The following is a 23,861-nucleotide window of genomic DNA, read 5'->3' as shown; positions in this document are numbered from 1 at the left end:
CTTAGTTAATCCTGCACTTTCTCTTCCTGATTGTCCTCTTGCTTTGTTCCCTCTTGCTGCTGCCCATTTATTTCCTCTGTCCATTGTTCTTCGGGTGTTTTAAGTTCGACAATCAAGAAATCATCCTTACGCAATAACGCTTGTGGTTGAATATTTTGACTAACAACATATCCTTTGCCTTTTGGATTCAAATTTAATCCAGCCAAATTGGCAACCTTCATGACATCCCTTAGTGACCAGCCTGTTAGATCTGGAGCAGTCAATTCACCATTTGTTCGAATAACCACCTTTTCACCCTCGAGAATCTCCGTTCCGGCTTTAGGCAGCTGCTTGTCCACCTCGGTTCCGGTTCCGAGAACCACCGCCTCAATTCCCTTGTCCTTTAGACTTTTTACCGCCTCATTCACGTCCATTCCCTGTAAATCAGGCAATTCGCTGACATTCGTTTTTTCCGTAGTGGAAGGCTGAATATTTAAGTAATGCAAGCTATTCTGCATGACAGGGTTAAAAATGGCCGACACAGGAATGGCGCCTTGGCCTGCATCAAGTCCTTTCAGATCCGGCTGCTGTACGGCAACATAAACAATCAGTTTCGGGTCCTCCTTTGGAGCTATCCCTAAAAAGGAGAACATATAGTTGTTAACCCCGCTTAGGTATTTTCCATCCGGACCGGGGATATTAGCTGTTCCTGTTTTCCCTGCCACACTGTAGCCGTCAATTTTATAACGCCCGCCGGTGCCTTTTGGAGAGGTGACCACCGTTTCTAGGTAATCGAGAACCTTGCTGGCTGTTTCGGCAGAAATCGGGCTAGAAACAACCTCGGCAGTTTCTTCTTTTATTGTTTCGCCAGTATCATGATTGATTATTTTCTTGACCACATGCGGCTTTACCATTTTCCCGCCATTGGCAACGGCCGTAGCCGCCTGGATTTGCTGCATTGGTGTGATCGCTGTTCCTTGACCATATGCGGTGGTAATCTTTTCAATTGGATAAGTGTATTGAATTTTCCCAGATGTTTCATTTGGCAGTTCGATGCCTGTCGGCTTATCAAAACCAAACTTCGTTAAATATTCTCTGAATCTTTCAAAGCCCAATTTTTCCTTAGCAATTTTCGCAAACGCCACATTCGAGGAGCGCTGTACACCTTCAAGATACGTAATGCTGCCCCAGCCGGAACCGTTGTGGTCATGGATGGCTTTATCCTTATCCGTCACCCGGTAAGACCCGGACTGATACAGTTCATTTGGATCAAACACATTTTCTTGAACGGCTGCAGCAAGTGTAAAGATTTTCATCGTCGAACCAGGCTCAAACGAAGTTTCAATCGCTTCGTTATGCCAGCTTTTATCAATCCCGTCTTTTGTCTTTGGATCAAAGGACGGCCGCTGGCCCATCGCTAATATCTCTCCTGTTTTCGGGTCGGCCACAATCGCAATAATTTTCTTCGGCTTGTAATCCTTAACCACTTTGTCCATGGCATCCTCTAAAAATGTCTGGATTTTCTTATCAATCGTTAAATAGACATCATTTCCATCTTTTGCGGGGGTGACTTTTTCCTTTCCAGTAGGAAGAATATATCCCCATTTATCACTTTCATATTGTATTTTTCCATCTTTGCCAGTTAAGGCATCGTTATACGATTTTTCAACCCCCATTATCCCTTCATATTTGAAGGTATTATCCTTTTGTTTAACGCTGTCTGTATACCCTATTAAATGCGAGGCAAATGTACCATTTGGATAAAACCTTTTCGAATCACGGATAAATGTAATTCCTGGCAGTTTCAGTGCCTCTATCTTTGTTTTGGTGTCATGGGTAATATCTTTTCCTGCCTTTCCAAACTCCACCTGAAACCGGCCTTTTATCGATAGTCTGCGATAAATCTCTGATTCATCCATTTTAATATATTTGGCCAGCTCTTTTGCCGTTTTCTCCGGGTCCTTTACATGCATCGGTTTCTTCGGGTCAGTCGTCATTTTCTTGTCAAGAATTGCTACTAAGGTATAAGATGCAGTATCCTCCGCAACCACCTCACCATTCCGATCGTAAATAACTCCCCGTACTGCAGGGATGGTTCCATTTCGGTTATATTTTTCCTGAGCAAGTGCTGATAACTTCTGGCCTGCTGCTTCACCAGTAACTTGAATGAAAAGAAATCTGCACAATAAGACAAAAAAGAGCAGGCTGAATATTATAAACAATATCGCTGCTCCGGAATTTATATATGGCTGTTTCTTAATCATTTCTGCTGCACAACCTTGACGTTATTTTCGTTTAATATTAATCCCATTTGTTTGGCTTTTTCATAAATCCGTTCGTACGTACTTAATTCACTAACTTGTACCTGCAGGTCACTATTAACTTTCTGCTGTTCCTTCACCTTGGCATCAACCGTTTGGATTTCTTTATTCACGTCATAGATTTTTGCCTGATTGTTTAGGAGATGGGCCGCCCCAAAGCAAACGACACCCGCAAAAACAACTCCGATTATTTTTTCCCCTGGAGTAAGCCAGGATTTTTTTATTTTTACCTGTCTTTCGTCGCGTACTGTTTGTTCTGTTCGCTGCTGCTCTTGAACTTTCCTGGCAAGATTACTCAATCTTTTTCCCCTCCGGTTTGATTATTTATATTCTATATTTTTTCGGCAATACGTAGCTTTGCCGACCGCGCGCGATTGTTGTGTTCCACCTCTTCTTCAGATGGAAGAATCGGTTTCCTTGTGATTAATTTTAAAATAGGCTTGTACTCGTCCGGAATGACCGGCAAACCTGGCGGCAGCGGTGGTGTTTCACTTGCCTTTTTAAATGTTGCTTTACAAATTCTGTCTTCAAGCGAATGGAACGTGATGCAACTGATTCGTCCGCCTTTATTCAGCAACGAAATCGCCTGGTTTAAAGACTTCTCAAACACGCCCAGTTCATCGTTCACTGCAATTCTGACCGCTTGAAAAATTCGTTTGGCAGGGTGTCCGCCTTTTCTCCTTGCAGGAGCCGGAATCGCTTCCTTGATCAAGTCAACCAATTCAAATGTCGTTTCAATTGGTTTGACCGCTCTCGCCGCTTCAATCTTACGGGTGATTTGTTTCGAGAATTTTTCCTCACCATAATGAAAAAAGATTCGGACTAATTCCTCATAAGACCAATGGTTAATGACATCATAGGCAGAGATTGGTGCACCCGTATCCATCCTCATATCAAGAGGGGCATCATGATGATAACTAAAGCCTCTCTCAGGAGTATCAAGCTGCGGGGAGGACACACCCAAGTCATACAGAACTCCATCAACTTTTTCAATTCCTTGATTTTCAAGCTCTTCTTTTAAGTGTAAAAAATTGCTTTTAATAATGGTTAAACGGTCGCCATATTCGGCTAATTTCTGCTCTGCATTTCTGATGGCTGTATCATCCTGGTCAAATGCAAACAATTTGCCTTCTGTCCCGAGTTTCGAGAGGATTAAAGAGCTATGCCCGGCACCACCCAATGTACAATCCACATAAATACCATCTGGCTTAATATTCAAGCCTTCTACCGCTTCATCCAATAACACAGTTGTATGTTTAAACATTTAAGTACCACCTTTTCCAATCTATCGCAAAACAATTGTATGCAGAAAATATATTAAGATAACTTATCCATTATATATCAAAGCCAATCATATTTTCTGCAATTTCCGCAAAAGATTCTTCAGACTGTGAAAAATAGTCTTCCCAAATCTGCTTGCTCCAAATTTCGATTCGATTGGAAACACCCAAAATCACACATTCTTTATCTAATTTTGCATACTGCAATAATGGTGCGGGGATGTTAATTCTTCCTTGTTTATCCAGTTCACTCTCTGTTGCACCGGAAAAGAAGAATCGTGTAAAGGCACGGGCGTCTTTTTTTGTCAGCGGCAAGCCTTTTAATTTTTCTTCAATCAGCTTCCATTCTGATAATGGGTAACCAAACAAACATTGATCCAAACCCCTAGTGATGATGAACATCTCGCCGAGTTCATCGCGGAATTTGGAGGGCACAATCATTCGGCCTTTGTTATCAATGCTATGATGGTATTCACCCATGAACATACCCACTACCCCCACTTTCTATTAAAAATGTACCACATTCCCCCACTTTCCACCACCTATTTTTTAACTATTCTTCTTTTAATCCAAAAATCCTTTCCAAATTAGTTTTTTTTACAAAAAAAAGAAAACCCCACGTAAGTGAGATTTTCTAGATTTTGATAACCTTATGCAGACCGTCAAATTCAAATGGTAATATCATAAGGTCTTTGATAAAGGTTAATCCATATTGATTTAGGTAATAGAAAATATTCCAGACCCTTTCCTGCGGGGATCCGTCTGGTCTTAAGGCGAGATTGATCCGGCTGAATTTTTTTAATTGGATATCGTGTCTCTGCTTTACCGCATCTTCAAGCTTTGTTTCCATGAACCCTATCTCCTTAAGAAGATAGCTCTCATTTTTCTTGAGCAGCGGCAGGAGGCCCCGGTCGATCACCGCTGTTTTTGCTTCAATAAACTGATATTGTTTAAGCAGTTCTTCCTTAACAGAAGAAAATAACATTTCAACTTCCTTATCCTTCACTGTTTCAAGAAATTGCTCTTTTTCTTGATTCGTTCCCCTTTGTAAAACTTCCTCTAGCTTTAAATTTAATTGTGTCACTTCCGCTTCCACTGAGCGGTCCAAAAACGTAATATTTAAACGAGGAACAATCGGTGGCATTTTCATGTTAAATTGTTCAAAGACAAGCTTTAGTTCCGCCCAATACGATATCTCGCCTGGACCTGCAATAAAGGCAAGGGTAGGAAAGATCCATTCCTGCATGAGCGGCCTGGTCACCACATTATTGCTAAATTTTTCAGGATATTGTGCTGCCATCTCCACTAATTCCTCTTGGGTGAAGGTAACTCTTCCACTTTTCCCAACAAAGCAATTGGCGGCCCGGTCATATTCCAGCAAAATGCGTTCTTTTAATTTTTGATCATAATAAAATAAATTAGCAGCATGTTCCCCCGCTTCGATGGTAATTGGGAATCCTTTATCTCCTATCTGCTTTTGCTGTTCCAATAGTGAAAAGGTGATTGCCTCGTGATTGACGATTTGCTCCGTTAGAAAATCCCTTTGAAGCTGCCGGAAGCTTTTGTCGCCGGAGTCAACAAGTAATAAACCATAATCCTTAAACAGTTCCATAATTATATAAGCGAAAAAGTCAACAAAGGTGGCTGATTTCTCAATCTGCCTTTCAGCAAACTCTAATAGCCGCTTCGTATGCTCCGATTCACCGAAATTCTCTATAATATTACGAACCCATTCGCGGCAGATTTCCTGGTCCAATGGAATATCAGTAACCATTGGCTTGCTATGAATCTTTTTCGGATAGGTCCATTTATCAAGCTTTTCTTCCATCGGAACATAGACATGATTCACTTCTTGATAATCATGGTCTTCACCCGCAATCCAAAACACTGGGACAACCGGAATCCCAAGAAGCTTCTCTTTTTGTTCTGCCAATTTAATGATTGAAATAACCTTATGTATCGAGTAAAGCGGACCTGTGAGGATTCCTGCCTGCTGTCCCCCAATTACGACTGCACTGTCCTCACGCTTTAACTTCTCAATGGAGTTTTCCACCGCTTCCGAGGTGCCAAATCGCGCCATAAAGCTTTCAATATGGGTGGCTGTCTCAATGCGCGGAAAGCTTCTCTCCTTTAATTCAGCCGTCCTCTTTAAATCTTCGTTTAAATCATTGAAGTGATAATGAAAAAAAGGCATAACATCCTTTGATTGCGCCAAGTAATTTGAAGCGAACCGGTTGGCCGCTGGTAAAGAGAGATTTAAAATCTCCATTCATGAACTCCCTTTCTGTAAACCCAAATTATTCTTTTAAGAGTATACCACTCCCCGGCCTATATAAAAAAAACATATGCCTCAATTTTTTTAAGATGCTAACGAAAAGATAATGGCCCGATGAATGACACCAAATAATGTCAGGGATATATAAGCAAGAAAAAATAGAAGAAAATTAAACCGCCAAAAACCTTTCATCACCTTTTTTAAAATGATCTCATCTTTCACTTTCCAATGGACAACAACAAAAATGATCGCGATGAAAATCATTACTAGTAGTATTATCCAAAAAAATGAATTCCCCCAAATTGTTTTTACTAAAAAATGAACAGAAATAATAAATAAAATGGTTGAATAATCTAGGGCATGATGCACTGATTTCCGAGTGTCATTCGTGATGAGTTTAAAGACAAGAAAAACGAGTAAAAAGCCAAGGAACGGCATAATGAACAACAGCGTTAACAAAGTCGATAGGACGGCGCTCAAAATTTCTCACTCCTTCCTTCTTGTTCTTTTCCCTTAATTAGGGAATATAACCCCTGTATTTGCGCGGCCTGTTTATGCAGCTTCTCAGCCTCATCCAAGAGAAACCCTAAAATGGCGTCCACCTCGGTCATTCTGCCCGCTTCCAAATCCTTCAGCATGGACGAACGATTTTCGGCTGTTGATTGACAGACATAATGAATATGCTGCAAATAGGCTTCCTTATCACCTAAACACAGTACGTCCGAAATTTCCTCGAATAAGTTGTTCAGCGCCTGCAGGTAATATGGATTTTCGATTAAGTCACCGTTTTTGACGCGAAGAAGAGCCGTTAGAGGATTAATTGCTGCATTGACAATCAATTTCTTTAGCAGCATATCAAAATAATTTTCTCTTATCACAATCGGAAAATCATTCGGTACTTTAGCAGCAAGAAAATGCAGCCAATCGGCCGTTCCTTTATAACTGGCAGCATTCGTGATTCCTTCCCCATTATGATAAACCGTGTAGGCATTTTCTCTTAAGGCACCGTGTTCCACAGTGCCCACCGCAATATTTTTTTCCTTAATCGCTTCGAGCAGCTTTAAATGCCCCATACCATTTTGGATAAATAGTAAGTTAGGTGCCGCCGAGCTGTTCACATTTTCAATAATCGTTTGCAGATGATATTGTTTTACAGCAACAACCGTAACAGTTTCTGTTCCTTTCCAATCGCTGATAGGCAAGGCTTGTACATTGGTGCTCGTCACAGTATCTCCTTTTTTAAGCACGATTCCATTTTGATTAATTTGCTCTGCTTGTGCGGGGGTTCTTGTGTATATAATAGTTTCAAAAGCCCTGCTCAAATAGGCAGCAAATAATAAACCTAATGAACCCGCTCCAATAATTCCAACCTTCATCGCTATCCCTTCTTTAAATCGTCTTACCCGTATTTTACCAAAATCAATTAATTGTTTGTAAAAAAAATAAACCCTCTTCGACAGAAAGTTCGAAAAGGGATATTTTTTTTAGACTGGGTAGACAGGATGTTTCCTGACACCGAAGTTCAATTCTTTTGTTTCATAGTAATCAAAGCGCTGAATGAGTACGCTTCTTAATTCGGATGGGGCAACAATTTCATCAACAATAAGCTCAGATGCCAGCTTATAAATGTCAATAGCTTCTTTATATTCCTTTTGCTTCGCCTGAACATAAGCGATTCTTTCCTTTGGATCGTTAATTTCATTTATTTTATTGGAGTAGACAGCATTTACCGCAGCTTCAGGACCCATTACAGCGATTTGCGCGGTAGGCAGAGCGATACAGCAATCCGGTTCAAAGGCGGGGCCTGCCATCGCATAAAGCCCAGCACCGTAAGCCTTGCGAACAATGACCGAGATTTTTGGCACTGTGGCTGAACTCATAGCAGCAATTAATTTAGCCCCATGACGGATGATGCCCGCACGCTCGACCTTTGTTCCAATCATAAAGCCCGGAACATCCGCCAAGAACAATAACGGAATATGAAAGGCATCACAAAGCTGAATGAATTTTGCGGCTTTATCCGCGGAATCGACAAATAGGACGCCGCCCTTTACCTTCGGCTGATTGGCAATGATGCCAACCGCTCTTCCATCTATTCTAGCAAGTCCAGTTATTAACTCAGGTGCAAATAATTTTTTAATTTCATAGAAGCTGCCGGCATCAACCAGTCGGTCAATACACTCATACATATCAAACGGTGCATTTTGGTTTTCCGGAATAATCGCCTCTAATTCCCTTCCTTCCTTAGCCGCCGCACCAGCAATCTTTTTTGTCTTCTCTTTAAAATTGGCTGGAAAAAAGCTGATATATCTTTTGGCAGACTCAATTGCCTCCTCCTCGCTGAAAGCCAGAACATCACCACAGCCCGAAATTGTACAATGCATTCGAGCCCCGCCCATTTCCTCCAGCGTCACCTTTTCGCCGATGACCTTTTCCGCCATTCGCGGCGACCCTAAGTACATGGAGGCATTTTGGTCGACCATGATGACAATATCGCAAAAAGCTGGGATATAGGCCCCGCCTGCTGCGGATGGCCCAAAAAGGATACATATCTGCGGAATCATGCCGGACAGCTTTACCTGATTATAAAAAATTCTTCCGGCCCCGCGGCGGTTTGGAAACATCTCTAATTGGTCGGTTATTCTCGCACCTGCCGAATCCACCAAATACAATAAAGGCACCTGCAATTTCTCAGCAGTTTCTTGAATACGGATAATTTTTTCAACGGTCCGTGCTCCCCAGGAGCCCGCCTTTATGGTGGAGTCATTTGCCATAACACATACAGTCTGGCCATTTATTTTGCCAATTGCTGTTACCACGCCATCAGCAGGCAAATCACCTGCCGTAAAGTTGGCAAATTTGCCGTCTTCTTCATATTTCCCATCATCAAACAATAATCTTAAGCGGTCACGGACGAACAGCTTATTCTGCTCTTTGGCCTTTTCATGATATTTTGGATGCCCGCCCGCTTCGATTTGTTTCCGGTATTCGTTTAATTGGTCATTTAATGTATTCGTCTGTGCCATAATGCCCCCTCCTAAACTAGAACAATCAGCACATCGCCTTCATTTACGAAGTCTCCGATGTTAACCTTTACTTCCTTAACCACACCTTCGATACTGCTTTCAATCGGAATTTCCATTTTCATGGATTCAAGCATTAATACTTCTTGACCCATGTTGATTGATTCGCCTGCTGCTGTGAAAATATTAAGTACGGTTCCTGCCATTGATGCTGTAATTTCTTTCATCTTTAAAACACTCCTTAGTTCACTAATGTTTTTGTTAAAAAGCTTGTGGTATAATTTCCATTTTGAAAATCTCTATTTGCAAGAATATTTAAGAATAACGGGGCATTCGTTTTAATCCCCTCAATTTTAATTTCCTGGAAGAAAGTCTCAGCCATTTCCAATGCTTTTTGCCGGTCTGCACCATAAAAAATGCATTTAGCTATCATTGGATCATAAAATGGGGTGACCGTTCCACCTTCTTCATAACCCGAATCGATCCGTACACCTTCTTTTTCTTCCCACCTCAAGGTGGTGATTTTGCCAGGAGAAGGCAAAAACCGTACAGGGTCTTCCGCATAAAGACGAAATTCCACAGCATGGCCGGAAGAATGGACTTCTGATTGCAACAGCGGCAGCCTTTCTCCCCGCGCAACGAGAATCTGCCATTTTACTAAATCAAGACCTGTAATAGATTCAGTTACTGGATGTTCAACTTGAAGTCTCGTATTCATTTCAAGAAAATAAAAATTCTCGTTTTCATCAACAATAAATTCAATTGTTCCCGCATTTGTATAATTGACAGCACGAGCCGCTTTAACGGCTGTTTCATACATTTGCTGCCGGACTGAATCGGAAAGAAACGGCGATGGCGATTCTTCGATAACCTTCTGGTGCCTTCTTTGGACGGAACAATCCCTTTCAAATAAGTGTATGAGATTGCCAAATTCATCACCGAAAACTTGAACCTCAATATGCCTGGCATCCGCGATATATTTTTCGATAAATACCTCATCCGACCCAAAATAGGCAAGCGCCCTTGCCTTGGTGGATGCGTATGACTTAGCGAGCGCTTGCTCATTTTCACATAACACCATGCCGATTCCGCCTCCGCCGCCGCTCGCCTTCAGCATAATCGGATAGCCTATATTTTCTGCTAAGGCAAGGGCCGCTTCAACCGTTTTTAAACCGGTGCCGCTGCCTGGGACAACCGGAACTCCCGCTTTTTCCATTGTTTGCCGGGAAACAATTTTATCTCCCATTAAATCAATTGTTTCAGGCTTCGGTCCGATAAAGATAATGCCTTCGTTTCTGGCTTTCTGTGCAAAAGCTGCATTTTCCGATAAAAAGCCATAGCCTGGATGGATGGCATCCACTTTTTCTGCTTTTGCTACCTCTAAAATTTTCTCTGCCTGTAAATAAGACTTGTTAACTTGAGCTTCCCCAATACACACCGCCCTCGTCGCAGCCTTTACAAAAGGCATCTCCCTATCTGCTTCGGAATAAACAGCAATTGTCTCAATTCCCATCGCTTGGCACGTTCTAATAATACGAAGGGCAATTTCTCCCCGATTGGCAATTAAAATTTTTTGCACATTTCTTCCCCTTTCCTGACCCAATGTCACTTTCACTATTAAGTTTCTACATCATTCTTCGAATTTCCTGCCATTTTTGAAACCGCTTTCGATTATTCAATGAGGAAATTTTAGTTTTTTTGTATTATAATGATAGTAATTCATTTGAATAATGAAAAAATTATTCATATCATGTTATTCAGTAAAAAAAAATATATACAAGGTTACAGAATATAATTTCTAGGAGGAAGAACATGGGGACTAAAGTGGAAAAATTAAAAGTTAATTTCAAAACTCTAGAAGAATTTAAAAAGTTTAAAGAATATGGTCTTCAAGAGCTTTCAATGTTTGAAGATCTTGAAGCCAATATGATAGACAATGATATCAATTCACCGTTTTACGGTATTTACTATGGAGATAAGCTTGTTGCCCGGATGAGCTTATACCAAATTGAAGCTAAATTCGATCGATATTTTTATCCGCCCCAAAGTTATTTGGAATTATGGAAACTGGAAGTATTACAAGACTATCAGGGAAAAGACTTTGGTAGACAACTTGTAGATTTCGCCAAAAGCTTTGGACTTCCAATTAAGACAAATGCAAGAATGCAATCTCGCGGCTTCTGGGAAAAGATGGGCTTTTCAAGTGTTGATTACGATATGGAACGAGACCGCGGTGAAAATCCGCTTGTCTGGTATCCAGAAGGTGTGGAAGCACAATAAATAAATGCGAAAAAGCGGACCGGATGTCCGCTTTTTCTATTTCTCTACTCTTTCCAGGTTGCCGTTTTTATCCATCTGGAATCTAACCTTGGATTGACGGTCTTCATCCTGAAGAACAACCATTTTGCGAGCTCTTTCCATAATTTCCAGTAATGAGCGGTAGTCCTCTTCGATGGCCTTTAGGTTCTCCGTAAGTCTTTCATTCTCTGCTGCTAAATAATAAGTTTGCTTTTCTAATTCTTTTATTTTTTCGGAAGACTTCCTGCTTCCCTCTTCAAGCTCAGCAAAATTCTCTACTTGTTTAAAAACGCCCTCTAAAAACTGAATGACAGCCGGAAATGTCAAAGTACCCCCTGGCTCGGTCGAGACAGCTTCCTTTTTAATTATTTCAGGGGCTGGATCAGCTTCAACAGGAGCAATATGTTTTTTCAATTCTTTACGCTGCTTCTTGGCAAGCTCAATTCCAGACTTGTATTGCTTTCTTACATATGAGTTCCAGCGGAATCCACAGGCCGCAGGTGTCCGCGATAGCTGTTTCCCCACCTCCTCAAACGCTTGAAGCTGTGTCCCGCCTTCTCGAATATGCCTTAATACTACTTCAGCAAGCAGTAAATCCTCATCTTGGCTCCAAGCATCTTGTCGAGTTGGTGACATCAAATCCCCTCCTAGTAGTGTTTTTATAAACATATGCATCTACTAGAAAAGATAGACTTAATCTGGAGCCGTGAATTCATCTTATCTGGTGTTTTTCTTAATAAAATTTTTTACATATTGATGATGGGCATCACTTTCCCAAAGGATGGCACAGTTTTTAACCTCTTCCTCTATTCTTTCACGAAGGCCTGCTTGCTTCCACTTATTAATCCATATTCTTTTATAGGATTTGAGAACCTCTAAATCATTGGACAGCATTTTCTTAAGGAAATCTTCACATTGTTGAAGGGAGTCTCCGTCGAATAGGTGATTAATAAAACCGGTTTCGGTTAAATATTCTGCGGTTTCGAGGTCTGCTTCCATCAAAAGCTTCATGGCAAATGCGGATGGGAACTTTTCGACAAGAATAGAGCCTCCACCCCAACCGGTCGTAATGGCTTGTTTTCCTTGAACAAACCCTGCTTTAACGCCTTTTCTGGCGAGCCGGAAATCACAGGAAACAGCAAGCTCACAGCCGCCGCCAACCGCTGGACCGTTCATTAGTGCAATGGTGGGAATGGGCAAGGTTAATAAGGAATACAGAATATTGGACATTTTGGAAAGCATTGGATACGCATCCTCTTTGGTGTGCAGGAGATGAAAAACGGATAAGTCTCCGCCGGAGCAAAACGCACTCTCACCGCTCCCCGTAATGACAAGAGCTTTTATTTCAGGTTCACTAGCTTTTTCTAACGCTTCCAATAGCCCTTCCATAACATCGTAGTTTATGGCGTTTCGCTTCTCGCTTCTTTCGATGGTAAATAATAAATATCCCAGGTCCCGCCTTTCAATCGAAAAAGCCATTTTTTGCTCACCCTCTCAATTAAAAAAGTATGTATTTGTTTTGAAATGACAAAAGCACAAGGGCGTTTGCTCCTTGTGCTTTATCTAAGTAGAAATTAGTCGTTTACTACTTCTTTTCCTTTGTATGTTCCGCAAGATTTGCAAACGCGGTGAGCAAGTTTCATTTCACCACAGTTTGGGCATGCTACCATACCAGGAACGTTTAATTTAAAATGAGTACGACGCTTTCTCTTCGCAGTTTTAGAAGTCCTTCTAAAAGGTACAGCCATTCTTCCCACCTCCTTATAAGAAATGCGCAGGAGCGCTTGAAGTCAGATCATTTCGATTAGCTTTCCGATGAATTGTTTTTGTCAAAAAACTTTGCTAGCCCTGCAAGACGTGGATCAATCTTGTTAGATTGTTCCTCCTCCTGAATAACCTCCCAATCCTTACCGGATTGCGGCGCTGCATCTTCAGATTGGACATCGTCATCGTCACAGAATACTTGCATTGGAACCTCAAGTAACAGAATTTCTCTTATGATTGGTTTTAAATCAATCATATCTCCTTTTACCTGATGGACCTCCTCTTCAGTTTGGTAAACTGAATTTTGCAGGAGGAAGGTTTCCGTAGTTTCGACATTAATTGGAAATTTGACATCCACTAAGGTTCGCGAACATGGAAGAATCAGATACCCCTCAATTTTTAAATGAAAGGTAACTTTTGAAGAATCAATATCCCCACGTCCGGTAATTTGCATTGGAGACACTTCACGAATAGTTGGGTCATCCAGTTTAAGCTCGTCAACCCGAATGGTATCGTCAATCGAAAATTCCTTATCTCGATATTTTTGCAGCTGATTTAATGTCCATTTCAATTGAATCACCCCAAGGCAACAAAGGTAATTATAGCTTTCGATAAAATTTTTGTCAATATTTTTTCTTTACACTTCACCTTGTGTTGCATAAATAAAAAAATTTTTTCCATTATAGTGTATCCATAAATACCTTTTGCAAACATATGTATCATCATATCATATTATTCGATTGAAAAACGGAATAAATTGCTATAATGATAGTAATTAAATTTCAAGGAGAGAGTTATGAGAGCAGTTGGTGTTATTGTTGAATACAACCCATTTCATAATGGACATGCCTTTCATTTGCAGGCATCACGCGAGGCAGCCCAAGCGGATGTGGTTATTGCGGTAATGAGCGGAAACTTTCTGCAAAGGGGGGAGCCTGCACTTGTTTCGAAATGGCAGAGAACGAAAATGGCCTTATTAAATGGCGTGGACATCGTTTTTGAACTTCCCTACCGCTTTGCCACACAAAATGCCGAAACCTTTGCAAATGGGGCAGTGTCCATCCTTGCTGCTGCAGGCTGTCAGTATCTTTGTTTTGGCAGTGAAAGCGGGGAGATTGAAGATTTTCAACAAACGATTCATTTTTTGGAAAGTCAGCAGGATTCCCATAAAAAAAATATAAAGCATTTTATGGGGTCAGGTGTCAGCTATCCGAAGGCTTTAGCATTATCATACAAACAGCTGTCAAATTCGGATAATTATTTAGATTTGTCCAGGCCAAACAACATACTAGGCTTTCACTACATAAAAGCGATCCATGAGCAAAGAAGTCAGATTACTCCATTAACTGTGGCACGTAAAAGCGCCGACTATCATGATGAACATTTTGCCTCCGAAACTATTGCCAGTGCAACCAGCATCAGGAAAGCACTATTCGCAGATATAAACAGCCCATCTGAAATTAATCAGTATGTACCGGAGCCTACTAGACAATTATTACATGAATATCTAAATCAATATGGGCTTTACCACCGCTGGGAAAATTATTGGCCATTTCTTCAGCTTCGTCTCCTCCATTCCTCCCCAGAAGAGTTAAAAGAAATATATGAGGCTGAAGAGGGACTTGAGAACAGGTTACAACACGCCGCAACCGAAGCGCGAAGCTTTCAGGAGTTTATGGAAAGAATTAAAACAAAACGCTATACATGGACGAGGCTGCAGCGATTATGTGTTCACATATTGACCAATAGCAAAAAAATAAACATGGAAGGAAGCAAAAGAGCGGGCTATTTAAGGCTCCTGGGGATGTCTGAGAGAGGACAAGAATACCTAAATAAAATGAAAAAGGAATTTGCTTTGCCTTTGGTTGCGAAATTGTCTTCATTTAAGGACGAAGAGATTAACCTCGACCTAAAGGCTGCTAGGGTATATGCAATGGGGGTCCCGGGCCCGGCAAAAAAATTTTTAATGGAACAGGAATTCAAACAGCCTCCCATCATTATAAAGAAATAGGACGGCGCACTCTGGCACCGTCCTATTTCTTTTTAGGTAATTTTTCTAAATATTTTACCGCATCGTCAAAGGTATCCACCGGAACAATTTTCATCTTTGTTTTGATATCTCGTGCTGCCTTTAAGGCTGCCCGATAATTGGAGTCCTTAGCACCCTTTTCGTTCGGTGCAAAAAAGATTTCTGCGCCGGCATGATCAGCGGCAACAATTTTTTGTTCGATACCGCCAATCGGCCCAACGGTGCCATCTGGGTCAATCGTTCCCGTTCCGGCAATTTGGTAGCCTTTGGTTAGGTCATTCTTGGTTAACTGGTTATATATCTCCAAGGTAAACATTAAACCGGCAGAAGGGCCGCCGATTTCATCTGTTCTGACTTTAACCTCGGGATCGACGGAGATTTCTTTATCATCCACAAGTGAAATGCCAATGCCTGCCTTCCCAGGCTGATCCTTAAAGGGCTGCAGAATAAGATTCACACTTTTTTCCTCGTTATTTCTGGAATAGGTTAATGTCACTTGATCTCCGGCACTTTTTTTCCCTAAATATTCAATGAAATCTTTTGATGAGGGAAATGTGTGTCCATCCATTTTAAAAACGCGGTCACCAGCCTGGAGCTTCCCTTCTGCAGGCATTCCCTGCAGGACCTGCATCACATAAATCCCCTTATATTTATAATGTACTGGCAGCCCTGCTTTATGGTATGCCACCTCAATCGCATTAAGTTTTGATGCTGCCATCAAATGCAGCTGCCTGACATTATACTCTTCTTCCGTTTCCTGTTCATTTAAAACCATATCGAGCGGATAGATTTCCTCATATTTTCTCATTTTGGCTTCTATATAGGAATAGATATTAGCCCTTCCCATCCGGACAGTTGTCAGCATAAAATTTCCCTTTTCCTGATAACCGCCTTCAACTGTAATGATTGGAGCAAGTTCTTTTGCCATCCCTGGTTTTGAAACATAGTAAGGTAATGAATAATACATTCCGCCAATCAGAAACACTGCAAGGATAAAGAAAATGCCAATTGATAATTTTTTACGCAAGCTGCAATCACCCCTTCCAATTATCAATTTCCTTCTTAATTTGCTCAAGATACTTTTTTGCCTCGTCTTCGCCAATTTTAATGATTTCTTCAATGTTAGTAAATGCCCGCGAACTATAGCCCTCGACAGGGGGACGAATCATCACATTTGCAGATGTTTCGTGGAAATTGATAATCTCAGTCTGCATAATATCAATACTTTGCATGATGACATCGTAAATGGAGGTAATTTCAGCGTTTTGCTTAACCCGTGAGACGTCCACTGCAATCACAATATCCGCCCCCATCTCTTGCACAACAGAAATGGGAACACGGTCAGCAACTCCTCCATCCACGAGGATTCTTCCCTTATACTTTTCAGGCACAAAAATTCCGGGTATGGAAATGCTTGCCCTGACAGCCTCTGCCACTGGCCCCTCTTTAAAGACCACTTTTTCTCCGGTTAATAAATCCGTTGCCACAATCCCAAGTGGTATTGACAAATCTTCGATGTTTTTCCCATGGGTAAAGATACGAATAAATTCCTTTACTTTCTTGCCTGTAATAAATCCCATTTTCGGGACAGTAAAATCAAGAAAATACTTTCTCCTAAACGCGGTTGAATATTTATATAGAAGGTCTAAATCAATCCCTGCTCCATAAAAACAGGCGACCAGAGCTCCCATGCTGCTGCCTGCAATTAAATCAATCGGAATGCCGGCATCCTTTAACACCTTTATAACACCCAAATGAGCAAACCCGCGAGCTCCTCCTGAGCCGAGCGCCAAGCCAATCTTAGGGTGCTCCATAGCAGAACCCTCCTATTATACATCTAATAAATCACGTTCAATCTTATGGTCTAAAACAACATTCTATGAGTATATTTATTTTATATGAGGACATGCAGTTTCACAAGGAAGGAGAACTCTTTGATGTTTCGGTCAAAGCTCAAAACGCTTGCTTTAGCCATCTCCGGCATCGTTTTAGCAGCGTCACTTATTTTCTATCCAAAAGAATCATTTGAAGGCTCTATCCGTGGCCTAAATATGTGGTGGGAAATAGTATTCCCTTCCCTCCTGCCTTTTTTTATTGTATCAGAAATGTTAATCGGGTTTGGAGTGGTCAAGTTCATAGGGGTTCTTCTTGAACCACTTATGCGACCGCTTTTCAAAGTTCCTGGTGTTGGAGGCTTTGTTTGGGCCATGGGAATGGCCTCAGGCTTCCCGGCAGGTGCAAAATTTACCGCAAGAATGCGGCAAGAAGGACACATAACGCGAATTGAAGCTGAGAGACTCGTCTCTTTCACCAATTCCTCTAATCCCTTATTCATCTTTGGAGCAGTAGCGGTGGGTTTTTTTCACAATACCCAATTAGGCATTCTCTTGGCCGTTGCACACTATTTGGGCAACATATGTGTTGGCATTATGATGCGTTTCCACGGTAAGGAGTCGCCTAATAAAGCGAAAAACGACAAAAAATTCAAGATTCGGGAAGCCTTATCAGCTTTGCACCAAACAAGGCTGAAGGATAACCGCCCGATTGGAAAGCTTCTCGGCGATGCTGTTACCTCATCGATTCAAACCTTATTGATGGTCGGCGGTTTTATCATCCTATTTTCTGTGATTAATCAACTTCTTTACCATCTACATATAACGGCTGCGCTGGCAAAATTCGTGGAAATGATTTTTTCAGTTTTTAGATTTTCAGAAATGTTAAGCATACCGTTTATTTCCGGACTGTTTGAAATCACTCTTGGCAGCGATTTGACCAGCAGAGTGGAAGATGCCATACTGCTCCAGAAAGCGATCATAACAAGTTTTATTTTGGCCTTCAGCGGTTTTAGTGTCCAAGCACAGGTGGCTAGTATCCTAGCCCAGACTGACATCCGCTTTCGGCCATTCTTTATTGCACGAATCTTCCAAGGCATTTTTGCCGGTCTCTTTACGCTCCTATTATGGAATCCCATTTATGTGCGCTTCCAAGGCCATAATCAGCCTGCAGGAGCCCTGCCTGTATTTGGAGATGGAATATGGACAAAGGATTTTTATCATAAAATGCTGGAAACCGGCCCACTCATCACGATTTGCTCCCTATCATTATATGTACTAATCTTATTTATCAGGCTAAAAGAAAGTAATATAAAAAAGAGCTAAAAAATTAGCTCTTTTTTTTATCTGTATTTTTTTTGCAATTCTTTTTGGACTGGGGGCGGAACAAGCCCTGATATATCCCCTTTGTACTTTGCTGCTTCCTTCACGATGCTGGAGCTCAAGAAGGAATATTGATTATTGGTCATCATAAAAAAGGTTTCCACATGATCGTTTAAAAACCTATTCATCGAGGTAATCTGCATTTCATATTCAAAATCGGAAACAGCCCTAAGGCCCCGAAGGATTGCATTTGCGTTCACACTCTTGGCATAATCGACAAGCAGCCCGGAAAATTGATCGACAGCCACGTTAGGGATGTCCATTGTAACTTCCTTTATCAGGTCAAGCCTTTCCTCAACAGTAAAGAGCGGATTTTTTGAGACATTATTTAATACCACAACATAAACCTTATCGAAAACCTTAGCCCCTCTGCGGATGATATCTAAATGGCCATATGTAATTGGATCAAAACTCCCCGGACAAACGGCTATACTTGCCAACTTGACTCCCCCTTATTCCCCATTAGATTTTAAATATATTGTTATAGCAATAATCCCGTATTTCTCGTGTTTTATCTGCGAGAACCGCCCAACAGAGGGAGGTAAATCGACATCGAAACTATGTTCACAGACAATAATTCCTTGGTCTTTGACCACATTTGCTTTATCCATTTTTTCCATTAACCGGACCAGCTCTTGAAGCTTGTACGGCGGATCCAAGAAAATATAGTCAAACATAATTTCTCGTTTAATTAAAGCCTTTAGTGCCCTGTCTGCATCATTCCTGAATACCTCAGTTTTGTCATCAAACCTGCATGCGCTGATATTGTCTTGGATTGTCTGAATTGCTTTGGCATCCCTGTCGATAAAGATCACTTTATCCAAGCCTCTGCTCAGTCCTTCCAAACCTAATCCTCCGCTCCCGGCAAAGAGGTCAAGCCCGGTACCCCCGTCAAAATAAGGGCCAATCATATTAAATAGGGCTTCCTTCACCTTGTCAGTTGTCGGTCTTGTTGTATTACCAGGGACAGCTTTAAGAGGACGGCCTTTACAGATACCAGAAACTACTCTCACGTGTTCACCACCACATTTTATCCAAAATCACGTTTTTTTACATCCTACCATAGGCTGCAAAATATAAACAAATTTGTCACATTAGTTTTTTCTTTCTTATATTTTATAAAAAATTTGCGAAAAAAGGAAATTTTAAATTTCGACGTATAAGGTTTTGGGTTGTGGAAATAATGTAAGTAACAACATCAATTCGAGGATGTTGTTGCCAACCGCGGAGAAGACTTACGTTTCCCCATAAGTTCTTCCTCCGGTTTCTCCTCTCCCTTTGCCTTCTGTCCTATATCAGGATTTAGAAGGACCCTGCAAAATTTTTGCAGGGTTTTTTTCTTTTTAGGGCAAAAAAAAGATGAGATGATTCTCACCTTTTTATATCCCCATTTTATAGTCATATTCTTTTGCCTTGTCAGGTGCTGAATTTTCGTATTCCATTTTTAAAAAGGGCTTGTATGAAGGCTCTACTTTTTTCACGAACGAAAAGGATTGGAGCTTTTCTATAATTTCCTCTGCGTCGTCCTGGTTACAGTAAACCACAACATATTTTAGCTTTTTTGAAACATAATGGACATTTCCAAAACGTCTGAGCATTTTGGCCTGTTTTAGTGAATACAGCCAAACAACTAATCCTTGTCTTTGAACAAACATAATTTTTTCCCCTTCATTGCAGGCTTCTTTTTAAATAAGTCTAGCACATGAAAAGGTTTTATTTCAATCCTTACCCCTTTAGCTCACATGCTCATTTTTTTAACTGCAGCCACAGCTTCCTCCGCCACCGCAGCCGCTTGAATGACCTTTATCAAAAAACGGGTTGCCGGTCGGGACTTTTATATGCTCGGAGACGGATCGACCAACGTGGAGACTGATTTCATCCAAAAGGCTTTGCAAATCATTTTCCGCCAATTTAAATTCAGCTACGTTTGCGTCCAAGTCCATTTCCCGTTTATATTGACGAATTTGAGTCATCACGTTTTTATAATCAGGATGGTACTTACCAAACCTTTGCACCTCTTCATAAAGGTCTTTAAGCTTCGCAAAACGCTGTATCTTTTGCTGCGTTTCAGGGCTGCTTTGCATTTTATATAAACAAATCCGATAATTTTCAACAATGTCAGATTCGAGAACCATTTTTGCCAGTTGTTCTGCGTAGTCCAGTAATTCAACTCTTTCTGATGTAGCAAGCATGTACGCTCACCTCCACTGACATTTTATCATGAATTCCTCCTGAAAGCGAAAAAATCCATTTAATTAGGGGATATTTACTATAAACTCCTTTTTCAAACCGTAGGAATTATTTTTTAAATCAACCACATCCAGCTTTACCTGGTGGTTCCCTGGAGAAAGATCCTTGATAATGAATACCGCCGAGGAGGCTTCGGATTTTTTCAGTCCGTCTACCCAAATGACAATTTTACCCGTTTTTTGTTTTGAATCCTCTGTCTCTCTAAAACTAATTCCCGTTAAAATGCATTCTACCAGCACTTGATTTCCTTTTGTTTCATGTTGAACAATCAGCTCAGGTATTTCGCTTGAGATTGCCTTTGCTTCGTGAAGTATTAAGGCGCCTAAGGACCAGAACAAAATAAAACCAATGAGGATATGTTTTTTCACCAATATCACTCCTTCTCATGTTTGTATTGTTCGCCTTCTCAATATCTTTTAATCCAAACAAAAAAGGCCACACCCAAATTTGTGTGCCCTTTGTTAATTTTGGTTTTTCATGGCTTGGAACATGGAGTACATCATTGAAGCCATTTGCACTCCATTTGTGAATTTCTCCACTTGGTCTGGAATGGTTTTTTTGTAATAGTGTAATGCTGCAATTTCTAGCGATTGAATATCATAAGGATTTCTTGACAGTTTTCGATACCAAAGTGGCTGCTCCCGAATAAATCGTTTTAAATCCTTTTGTCCTTCCACATATTCTAAAATTTCCTTGCGCATATCCCCCACCCTTTAATTAGTCTTGTCTAAATGAAAATGGATGTTTTGGCCCTTCAGGAGGTTTTACAGGATTATTTGGTGCATTACCGCCTTGAAATTGGGAAACAAGGCCTTGGATGGCGCCAATCGCCTGACTGATATTCTGTAGATGGGACTGCATTTGATTGGGATCCATTTTTTTGAAAATTCCCATCACATTGGACATTAAGTCCCCTTTGGCTTCTTTCTCATCTTTTACCTCCGCAGCTTCACCATCTGAACCAATTTTCTCCCAACGCTGGTCTTCTTCCCCTAATAAGTACCAGTCCTCGTATAATTCCTGCCAGGTGGCGTTTCCTTTGCGGACCTCCTTAATAATTTTTGGATTATTTTTAACAAATTCTTTAAATTTTTCAACGGATGGGTGCAATTTCTTTTGCGTCATTATCCTCACCTCTGCCCCTATTCATTCCAATAATAAAGTATGATAAACCAGAAGAAATGTGAAACGGCGAATTAGGTTTAAAACATTTATTATTAGGCACACAAGTGGTAAGATGGTCAAAGAAAAGCAAAAAAGAAAGAGGTAAAAAAATGAAACAAGAGTTAAGGCATCTTTTAGAAGATTGTATCGAGAATGGCTCGGAAACAGACTTGGAAAGTCTCGCTTCCCTATTACGAGGGGTTCAGCAAAAGATTGATAAGAACAGTGATACCTATATTGGCCATCTTCTCCATATGGATAGAAAAATGGACAAAAACACGTGTGAAATTACCATCCCCATTAATCCAATCATTCATAATAATTTAGACATTGTTCATGGCGGAATTACAGCCACAGTTTTGGATACTGCTATGGGTTCATTAGCAAACTATGTTTTGCCAGAAGGTTTGGGTGCCGTAACTAATCAGCTTAATATCCACTATATTGCCCCTGGAATTGGGGACACATTAAGCTGCAAGGCTGACATCATTCATCATGGCACAAAAACAATCGTCGTCTCAGGCACCGCCTACCGAAATGACGGCAAAAAAATAGCCTATGCCACCGGCACATTTTTTATCATAAATAAATAAGAAGGGGTTTTAATGATAATGGTTACAGCCATTCTTATCCCGATTATTTGTTTTTATTTCTACCTGCTGACTAAAAAAGAGATGAAAGAGCACGATGAAAAATGGCTTGCTGCAGGGAATGTAAGGGAAGAAGCAATATTAACAGGTGAAATTAAAAGCATCGACGAAAGCAAGGAACGCTATTATTATCACCGTTATCTTTTGGTTCAGACAATAAAACTTCAAACTGATGCAAAAATAGTCACTGCCAAAAGAATGACTCCTGTTACGAAAAACATGGAAAAATGCTTATTTACACCAGGCCATTTCATTCGTCTATATGGGAGCTGGGAAGGAAATACGTTTTTATTTAACCGATATGATTCGAAAACTCCGAACGGCTAATTTTATAAGAAATAATAAAGGGAGAAAGTGCAGGACCCTGCTTCTTCTCCCTTTTATTGTTCTGTTTTTTGGATAAAGTTTTGCGTATAATATTTTTGATATACACCAACACCAAGATGGGTGAATTCCTTATTTAATAACGAATCCCTGTGGCCCTTGCTGTTCAGCCACCCTTCAACCGCAGCAGGCCCGTCCGTATAATTGGCGGCGATATTCTCACCAGCCGTTTTATAGGCAACCTCAGCTTTATTTAATCGATCGGCAAGACTGCCAAATTTTTTAGATGTATGTGAAAAATCATTATTCAATGCCATATCCTTACTATGACCAAATGCTACTTCAGCCGTACTATCGTCCCATTTTAATGGATCCAATTTGTACCTTTGCCTTAACACATTTGAAATATCAAAAATTTCTTGTTCTGCCCCTGTTTCAATCTTTTCCCACATTTCTTCGTCAGGCAGAGGCTGTTCGATTAATTCACCGCGATAGACGAGCTCATAAGGGCGCTGCTTGATAAACGTCTCAGCATTTAAAATGCGTACGCTTGAAAGAGTACCCTTGAATTTATCAATATAAAGCTGAAAAAAAATATCACCCAGCTGAATGATTGGTCGCAGGTTTAAATCTGTGTCATTTAATTCAAACCGATAGTTATTCCCATTCAAATCGATATTGATATTCGTTTCGAAAAATTGCGTATTAAATATTTCTTCAACCGGCTGCCCGATCTCAAAAGGGGATATATTCAAATTTTCACCAAGGACGAAAATCGTTGCCACATGACTATTTTCAATCCCAACTTGAACATAACGTTTAAAGTCCAAGTTATAAATATACCATTGATAACCGTATGGAGTCTCATCAATTCGCTGTGGTTCCCCTAGTTCTTTGACAATGTCCGCAGCATTTTTGCCTATCAATAAAGCCAAACCTTCTTCAGGTTTTTTCAATTTATTGTTTGATTGCGAATTGGGATTTTGCTGATAAGTTTGTTCCATTTCTGAGGTGCTGTCTTTCTTTATTAAAACCTTATCCTGATTCTTTTCATTTATGCCAACATAAAAGCCAATTGTGACGATTACCGCAGAAAGCACCAAAATTCGTAAAAGCGTCTTCAGAGGCTACACCCTCTCTATTACTATTTCTACCATTATATGTACTGTTAGAATAATTATAGCATTTATATCTTTTTAAGTAATACCCGTTTTCCTAAAATGTCTGAAAATGCTTAATTAAAAAAGAAAACAGGCACCGGGGCGCCTGTTTAGAAATATTTGTCCTAT

29 protein-coding genes are annotated in these 23,861 nt (G+C 40.6%); 5 read left to right on the top strand and 24 right to left on the bottom strand.

The genetic code is table 11. The annotated features are described in order from the left end of the window. Positions 1-5: 5 nt before the first annotated feature. The 10 genes from V5M37_RS08925 to V5M37_RS08880 form a co-directional block, all read right to left on the bottom strand. Positions 6-2,243: a penicillin-binding protein gene (locus V5M37_RS08925; protein WP_423801633.1), complete on the bottom strand. Its 2,238-nt coding sequence runs from the start codon at positions 2,241-2,243 to the stop codon at positions 6-8. Then, positions 2,240-2,599 (bottom strand): cell division protein FtsL, encoded by a 360-nt coding sequence (gene ftsL / locus V5M37_RS08920; RefSeq protein WP_213140842.1) that lies wholly within the window; start codon positions 2,597-2,599, stop codon positions 2,240-2,242. Before ftsL ends, V5M37_RS08925 begins: the two co-directional genes overlap by 4 nt. 32 nt (positions 2,600-2,631) lie before the next feature. Continuing rightward, positions 2,632-3,564: a 16S rRNA (cytosine(1402)-N(4))-methyltransferase RsmH gene (gene rsmH / locus V5M37_RS08915; protein ID WP_423801632.1), complete on the bottom strand. Its 933-nt coding sequence runs from the start codon at positions 3,562-3,564 to the stop codon at positions 2,632-2,634. A gap of 70 nt (positions 3,565-3,634) precedes the next feature. Next, entirely contained in the window at positions 3,635-4,066 is a 432-nt protein-coding gene (mraZ, locus tag V5M37_RS08910; protein ID WP_213140844.1) for a division/cell wall cluster transcriptional repressor MraZ, read from the bottom strand. 148 nt (positions 4,067-4,214) lie between these two features. Continuing rightward, on the bottom strand, positions 4,215-5,849 hold the full coding sequence (gene bshC / locus V5M37_RS08905) for a bacillithiol biosynthesis cysteine-adding enzyme BshC (protein ID WP_423801631.1): 1,635 nt from the start codon (positions 5,847-5,849) through the stop codon (positions 4,215-4,217). 90 nt (positions 5,850-5,939) lie between these two features. Then, positions 5,940-6,335: a DUF3397 domain-containing protein gene (locus tag V5M37_RS08900; RefSeq protein WP_213140846.1), complete on the bottom strand. Its 396-nt coding sequence runs from the start codon at positions 6,333-6,335 to the stop codon at positions 5,940-5,942. Further along, positions 6,332-7,231 (bottom strand): 2-dehydropantoate 2-reductase, encoded by a 900-nt coding sequence (locus tag V5M37_RS08895; protein WP_423801630.1) that lies wholly within the window; start codon positions 7,229-7,231, stop codon positions 6,332-6,334. Before V5M37_RS08895 ends, V5M37_RS08900 begins: the two co-directional genes overlap by 4 nt. 108 nt (positions 7,232-7,339) lie before the next feature. After that, the gene (locus V5M37_RS08890; RefSeq protein WP_213140848.1) at positions 7,340-8,881 is read right to left on the bottom strand and encodes an acyl-CoA carboxylase subunit beta; all 1,542 of its coding nucleotides are present in this window, start codon (positions 8,879-8,881) and stop codon (positions 7,340-7,342) included. An 11-nt stretch (positions 8,882-8,892) separates the two neighbouring features. Beyond that, entirely contained in the window at positions 8,893-9,105 is a 213-nt protein-coding gene (locus V5M37_RS08885) for a biotin/lipoyl-containing protein (RefSeq protein WP_213116433.1), read from the bottom strand. Positions 9,106-9,119: 14 nt separating this feature from the next. After that, a complete protein-coding gene (locus V5M37_RS08880) occupies positions 9,120-10,457 on the bottom strand; it encodes an acetyl-CoA carboxylase biotin carboxylase subunit (RefSeq protein ID WP_378581013.1) in 1,338 nt (445 codons plus the stop codon). Positions 10,458-10,690: 233 nt separating this feature from the next. On the opposite strand from V5M37_RS08880, the gene V5M37_RS08875 reads away from it, so the two are divergent. Beyond that, positions 10,691-11,158, top strand: a complete 468-nt coding sequence (locus V5M37_RS08875; RefSeq protein ID WP_213140851.1) for an N-acetyltransferase — start codon at positions 10,691-10,693, stop codon at positions 11,156-11,158. 36 nt (positions 11,159-11,194) lie between these two features. Here the strand turns inward: V5M37_RS08875 and V5M37_RS08870 are convergent, their stop codons facing one another. The 4 genes from V5M37_RS08870 to V5M37_RS08855 form a co-directional block, all read right to left on the bottom strand. Beyond that, positions 11,195-11,812 (bottom strand): RsfA family transcriptional regulator, encoded by a 618-nt coding sequence (locus V5M37_RS08870; protein ID WP_213140852.1) that lies wholly within the window; start codon positions 11,810-11,812, stop codon positions 11,195-11,197. Positions 11,813-11,893: 81 nt separating this feature from the next. Next, entirely contained in the window at positions 11,894-12,655 is a 762-nt protein-coding gene (locus tag V5M37_RS08865; protein ID WP_423801629.1) for an enoyl-CoA hydratase/isomerase family protein, read from the bottom strand. 95 nt (positions 12,656-12,750) lie between these two features. Next, positions 12,751-12,924, bottom strand: coding sequence for a 50S ribosomal protein L32 (gene rpmF / locus V5M37_RS08860; protein ID WP_213116438.1), 174 nt, complete (start codon positions 12,922-12,924; stop codon positions 12,751-12,753). A 56-nt stretch (positions 12,925-12,980) separates the two neighbouring features. Beyond that, positions 12,981-13,511, bottom strand: coding sequence for a YceD family protein (locus V5M37_RS08855; RefSeq protein WP_423801628.1), 531 nt, complete (start codon positions 13,509-13,511; stop codon positions 12,981-12,983). A gap of 225 nt (positions 13,512-13,736) precedes the next feature. On the opposite strand from V5M37_RS08855, the gene V5M37_RS08850 reads away from it, so the two are divergent. Beyond that, a complete protein-coding gene (locus tag V5M37_RS08850; protein ID WP_423801627.1) occupies positions 13,737-14,951 on the top strand; it encodes a nucleotidyltransferase in 1,215 nt (404 codons plus the stop codon). Positions 14,952-14,973: 22 nt separating this feature from the next. Here the strand turns inward: V5M37_RS08850 and V5M37_RS08845 are convergent, their stop codons facing one another. Together V5M37_RS08845 and V5M37_RS08840 are read right to left on the bottom strand one after the other, a co-directional pair. Continuing rightward, positions 14,974-15,996 carry a SepM family pheromone-processing serine protease gene (locus tag V5M37_RS08845; RefSeq protein WP_423801626.1) on the bottom strand — a complete coding sequence of 341 codons (1,023 nt, stop codon included), beginning with the start codon at positions 15,994-15,996 and terminating at the stop codon, positions 14,974-14,976. A 7-nt stretch (positions 15,997-16,003) separates the two neighbouring features. Further along, positions 16,004-16,783 carry a patatin-like phospholipase family protein gene (locus tag V5M37_RS08840; protein WP_423801625.1) on the bottom strand — a complete coding sequence of 260 codons (780 nt, stop codon included), beginning with the start codon at positions 16,781-16,783 and terminating at the stop codon, positions 16,004-16,006. A gap of 123 nt (positions 16,784-16,906) precedes the next feature. On the opposite strand from V5M37_RS08840, the gene ylbJ reads away from it, so the two are divergent. Continuing rightward, a complete protein-coding gene (gene ylbJ / locus V5M37_RS08835) occupies positions 16,907-18,127 on the top strand; it encodes a sporulation integral membrane protein YlbJ (protein ID WP_423801624.1) in 1,221 nt (406 codons plus the stop codon). Between the two features lie 17 nt (positions 18,128-18,144). Here ylbJ and coaD read toward each other — a convergent pair whose 3' ends face one another. The 7 genes from coaD to V5M37_RS08800 all read right to left on the bottom strand — a co-directional run bounded on the left by coaD (position 18,145) and on the right by V5M37_RS08800 (position 21,559). Continuing rightward, positions 18,145-18,624: a pantetheine-phosphate adenylyltransferase gene (gene coaD / locus V5M37_RS08830; protein ID WP_213140857.1), complete on the bottom strand. Its 480-nt coding sequence runs from the start codon at positions 18,622-18,624 to the stop codon at positions 18,145-18,147. Positions 18,625-18,636: 12 nt separating this feature from the next. Continuing rightward, positions 18,637-19,197 (bottom strand): 16S rRNA (guanine(966)-N(2))-methyltransferase RsmD, encoded by a 561-nt coding sequence (gene rsmD, locus V5M37_RS08825; RefSeq protein WP_423801623.1) that lies wholly within the window; start codon positions 19,195-19,197, stop codon positions 18,637-18,639. Positions 19,198-19,563: 366 nt separating this feature from the next. Continuing rightward, positions 19,564-19,839, bottom strand: coding sequence for a YlbG family protein (locus tag V5M37_RS08820; RefSeq protein WP_213116444.1), 276 nt, complete (start codon positions 19,837-19,839; stop codon positions 19,564-19,566). Positions 19,840-19,938: 99 nt separating this feature from the next. Further along, the gene (locus V5M37_RS08815) at positions 19,939-20,376 is read right to left on the bottom strand and encodes a YlbF family regulator (protein ID WP_213140859.1); all 438 of its coding nucleotides are present in this window, start codon (positions 20,374-20,376) and stop codon (positions 19,939-19,941) included. Between the two features lie 63 nt (positions 20,377-20,439). Further along, positions 20,440-20,802 carry a hypothetical protein gene (locus V5M37_RS08810; protein WP_213140860.1) on the bottom strand — a complete coding sequence of 121 codons (363 nt, stop codon included), beginning with the start codon at positions 20,800-20,802 and terminating at the stop codon, positions 20,440-20,442. A gap of 93 nt (positions 20,803-20,895) precedes the next feature. Continuing rightward, complete coding sequence (locus V5M37_RS08805; RefSeq protein ID WP_423801622.1) at positions 20,896-21,135, bottom strand: YlbE-like family protein; 240 nt, start codon at positions 21,133-21,135, stop codon at positions 20,896-20,898. A 16-nt stretch (positions 21,136-21,151) separates the two neighbouring features. After that, positions 21,152-21,559, bottom strand: a complete 408-nt coding sequence (locus tag V5M37_RS08800; protein ID WP_423801621.1) for a YlbD family protein — start codon at positions 21,557-21,559, stop codon at positions 21,152-21,154. Positions 21,560-21,708: 149 nt separating this feature from the next. Between V5M37_RS08800 and V5M37_RS08795 the strand changes: the two genes are divergently transcribed. Both V5M37_RS08795 and V5M37_RS08790 read left to right on the top strand, forming a co-directional pair. Beyond that, positions 21,709-22,191 carry a PaaI family thioesterase gene (locus V5M37_RS08795; RefSeq protein ID WP_423801620.1) on the top strand — a complete coding sequence of 161 codons (483 nt, stop codon included), beginning with the start codon at positions 21,709-21,711 and terminating at the stop codon, positions 22,189-22,191. A gap of 12 nt (positions 22,192-22,203) precedes the next feature. Further along, complete coding sequence (locus V5M37_RS08790; RefSeq protein WP_423801619.1) at positions 22,204-22,575, top strand: hypothetical protein; 372 nt, start codon at positions 22,204-22,206, stop codon at positions 22,573-22,575. Between the two features lie 53 nt (positions 22,576-22,628). On the opposite strand, the gene V5M37_RS08785 is transcribed toward V5M37_RS08790, so the two are convergent. Then, positions 22,629-23,672, bottom strand: a complete 1,044-nt coding sequence (locus tag V5M37_RS08785) for a CAP domain-containing protein (protein WP_423802591.1) — start codon at positions 23,670-23,672, stop codon at positions 22,629-22,631. Positions 23,673-23,861 lie beyond the last annotated feature (189 nt).

It is taken from the genome of Neobacillus sp. SAB-20_R2A (genome assembly GCF_049568635.1).
Classification (GTDB): domain Bacteria; phylum Bacillota; class Bacilli; order Bacillales; family Cytobacillaceae; genus Neobacillus; species Neobacillus citreus.
The sequence above is the reverse complement of the archived record's forward strand: the minus strand, read 5'-3'. Positions and strand labels throughout refer to the sequence as shown.

Coding starts and splice junctions, on each gene's coding strand:
- V5M37_RS08925 (WP_423801633.1), bottom strand. CDS start 2,243: ATGATTAAGAAACAGCCATATATAAATTCCGGAGCAGCGATATTGTTT.
- rsmH (WP_423801632.1), bottom strand. CDS start 3,564: ATGTTTAAACATACAACTGTGTTATTGGATGAAGCGGTAGAAGGCTTG.
- mraZ (WP_213140844.1), bottom strand. CDS start 4,066: ATGTTCATGGGTGAATACCATCATAGCATTGATAACAAAGGCCGAATG.
- bshC (WP_423801631.1), bottom strand. CDS start 5,849: ATGGAGATTTTAAATCTCTCTTTACCAGCGGCCAACCGGTTCGCTTCA.
- V5M37_RS08895 (WP_423801630.1), bottom strand. CDS start 7,231: ATGAAGGTTGGAATTATTGGAGCGGGTTCATTAGGTTTATTATTTGCT.
- V5M37_RS08890 (WP_213140848.1), bottom strand. CDS start 8,881: ATGGCACAGACGAATACATTAAATGACCAATTAAACGAATACCGGAAA.
- V5M37_RS08885 (WP_213116433.1), bottom strand. CDS start 9,105: ATGAAAGAAATTACAGCATCAATGGCAGGAACCGTACTTAATATTTTC.
- V5M37_RS08875 (WP_213140851.1), top strand. CDS start 10,691: ATGGGGACTAAAGTGGAAAAATTAAAAGTTAATTTCAAAACTCTAGAA.
- V5M37_RS08870 (WP_213140852.1), bottom strand. CDS start 11,812: ATGTCACCAACTCGACAAGATGCTTGGAGCCAAGATGAGGATTTACTG.
- V5M37_RS08865 (WP_423801629.1), bottom strand. CDS start 12,655: ATGGCTTTTTCGATTGAAAGGCGGGACCTGGGATATTTATTATTTACC.
- rpmF (WP_213116438.1), bottom strand. CDS start 12,924: ATGGCTGTACCTTTTAGAAGGACTTCTAAAACTGCGAAGAGAAAGCGT.
- V5M37_RS08850 (WP_423801627.1), top strand. CDS start 13,737: ATGAGAGCAGTTGGTGTTATTGTTGAATACAACCCATTTCATAATGGA.
- V5M37_RS08840 (WP_423801625.1), bottom strand. CDS start 16,783: ATGGAGCACCCTAAGATTGGCTTGGCGCTCGGCTCAGGAGGAGCTCGC.
- ylbJ (WP_423801624.1), top strand. CDS start 16,907: ATGTTTCGGTCAAAGCTCAAAACGCTTGCTTTAGCCATCTCCGGCATC.
- V5M37_RS08820 (WP_213116444.1), bottom strand. CDS start 19,839: ATGTTTGTTCAAAGACAAGGATTAGTTGTTTGGCTGTATTCACTAAAA.
- V5M37_RS08815 (WP_213140859.1), bottom strand. CDS start 20,376: ATGCTTGCTACATCAGAAAGAGTTGAATTACTGGACTACGCAGAACAA.
- V5M37_RS08805 (WP_423801622.1), bottom strand. CDS start 21,135: ATGCGCAAGGAAATTTTAGAATATGTGGAAGGACAAAAGGATTTAAAA.
- V5M37_RS08800 (WP_423801621.1), bottom strand. CDS start 21,559: ATGACGCAAAAGAAATTGCACCCATCCGTTGAAAAATTTAAAGAATTT.
- V5M37_RS08795 (WP_423801620.1), top strand. CDS start 21,709: ATGAAACAAGAGTTAAGGCATCTTTTAGAAGATTGTATCGAGAATGGC.
- V5M37_RS08790 (WP_423801619.1), top strand. CDS start 22,204: ATGATAATGGTTACAGCCATTCTTATCCCGATTATTTGTTTTTATTTC.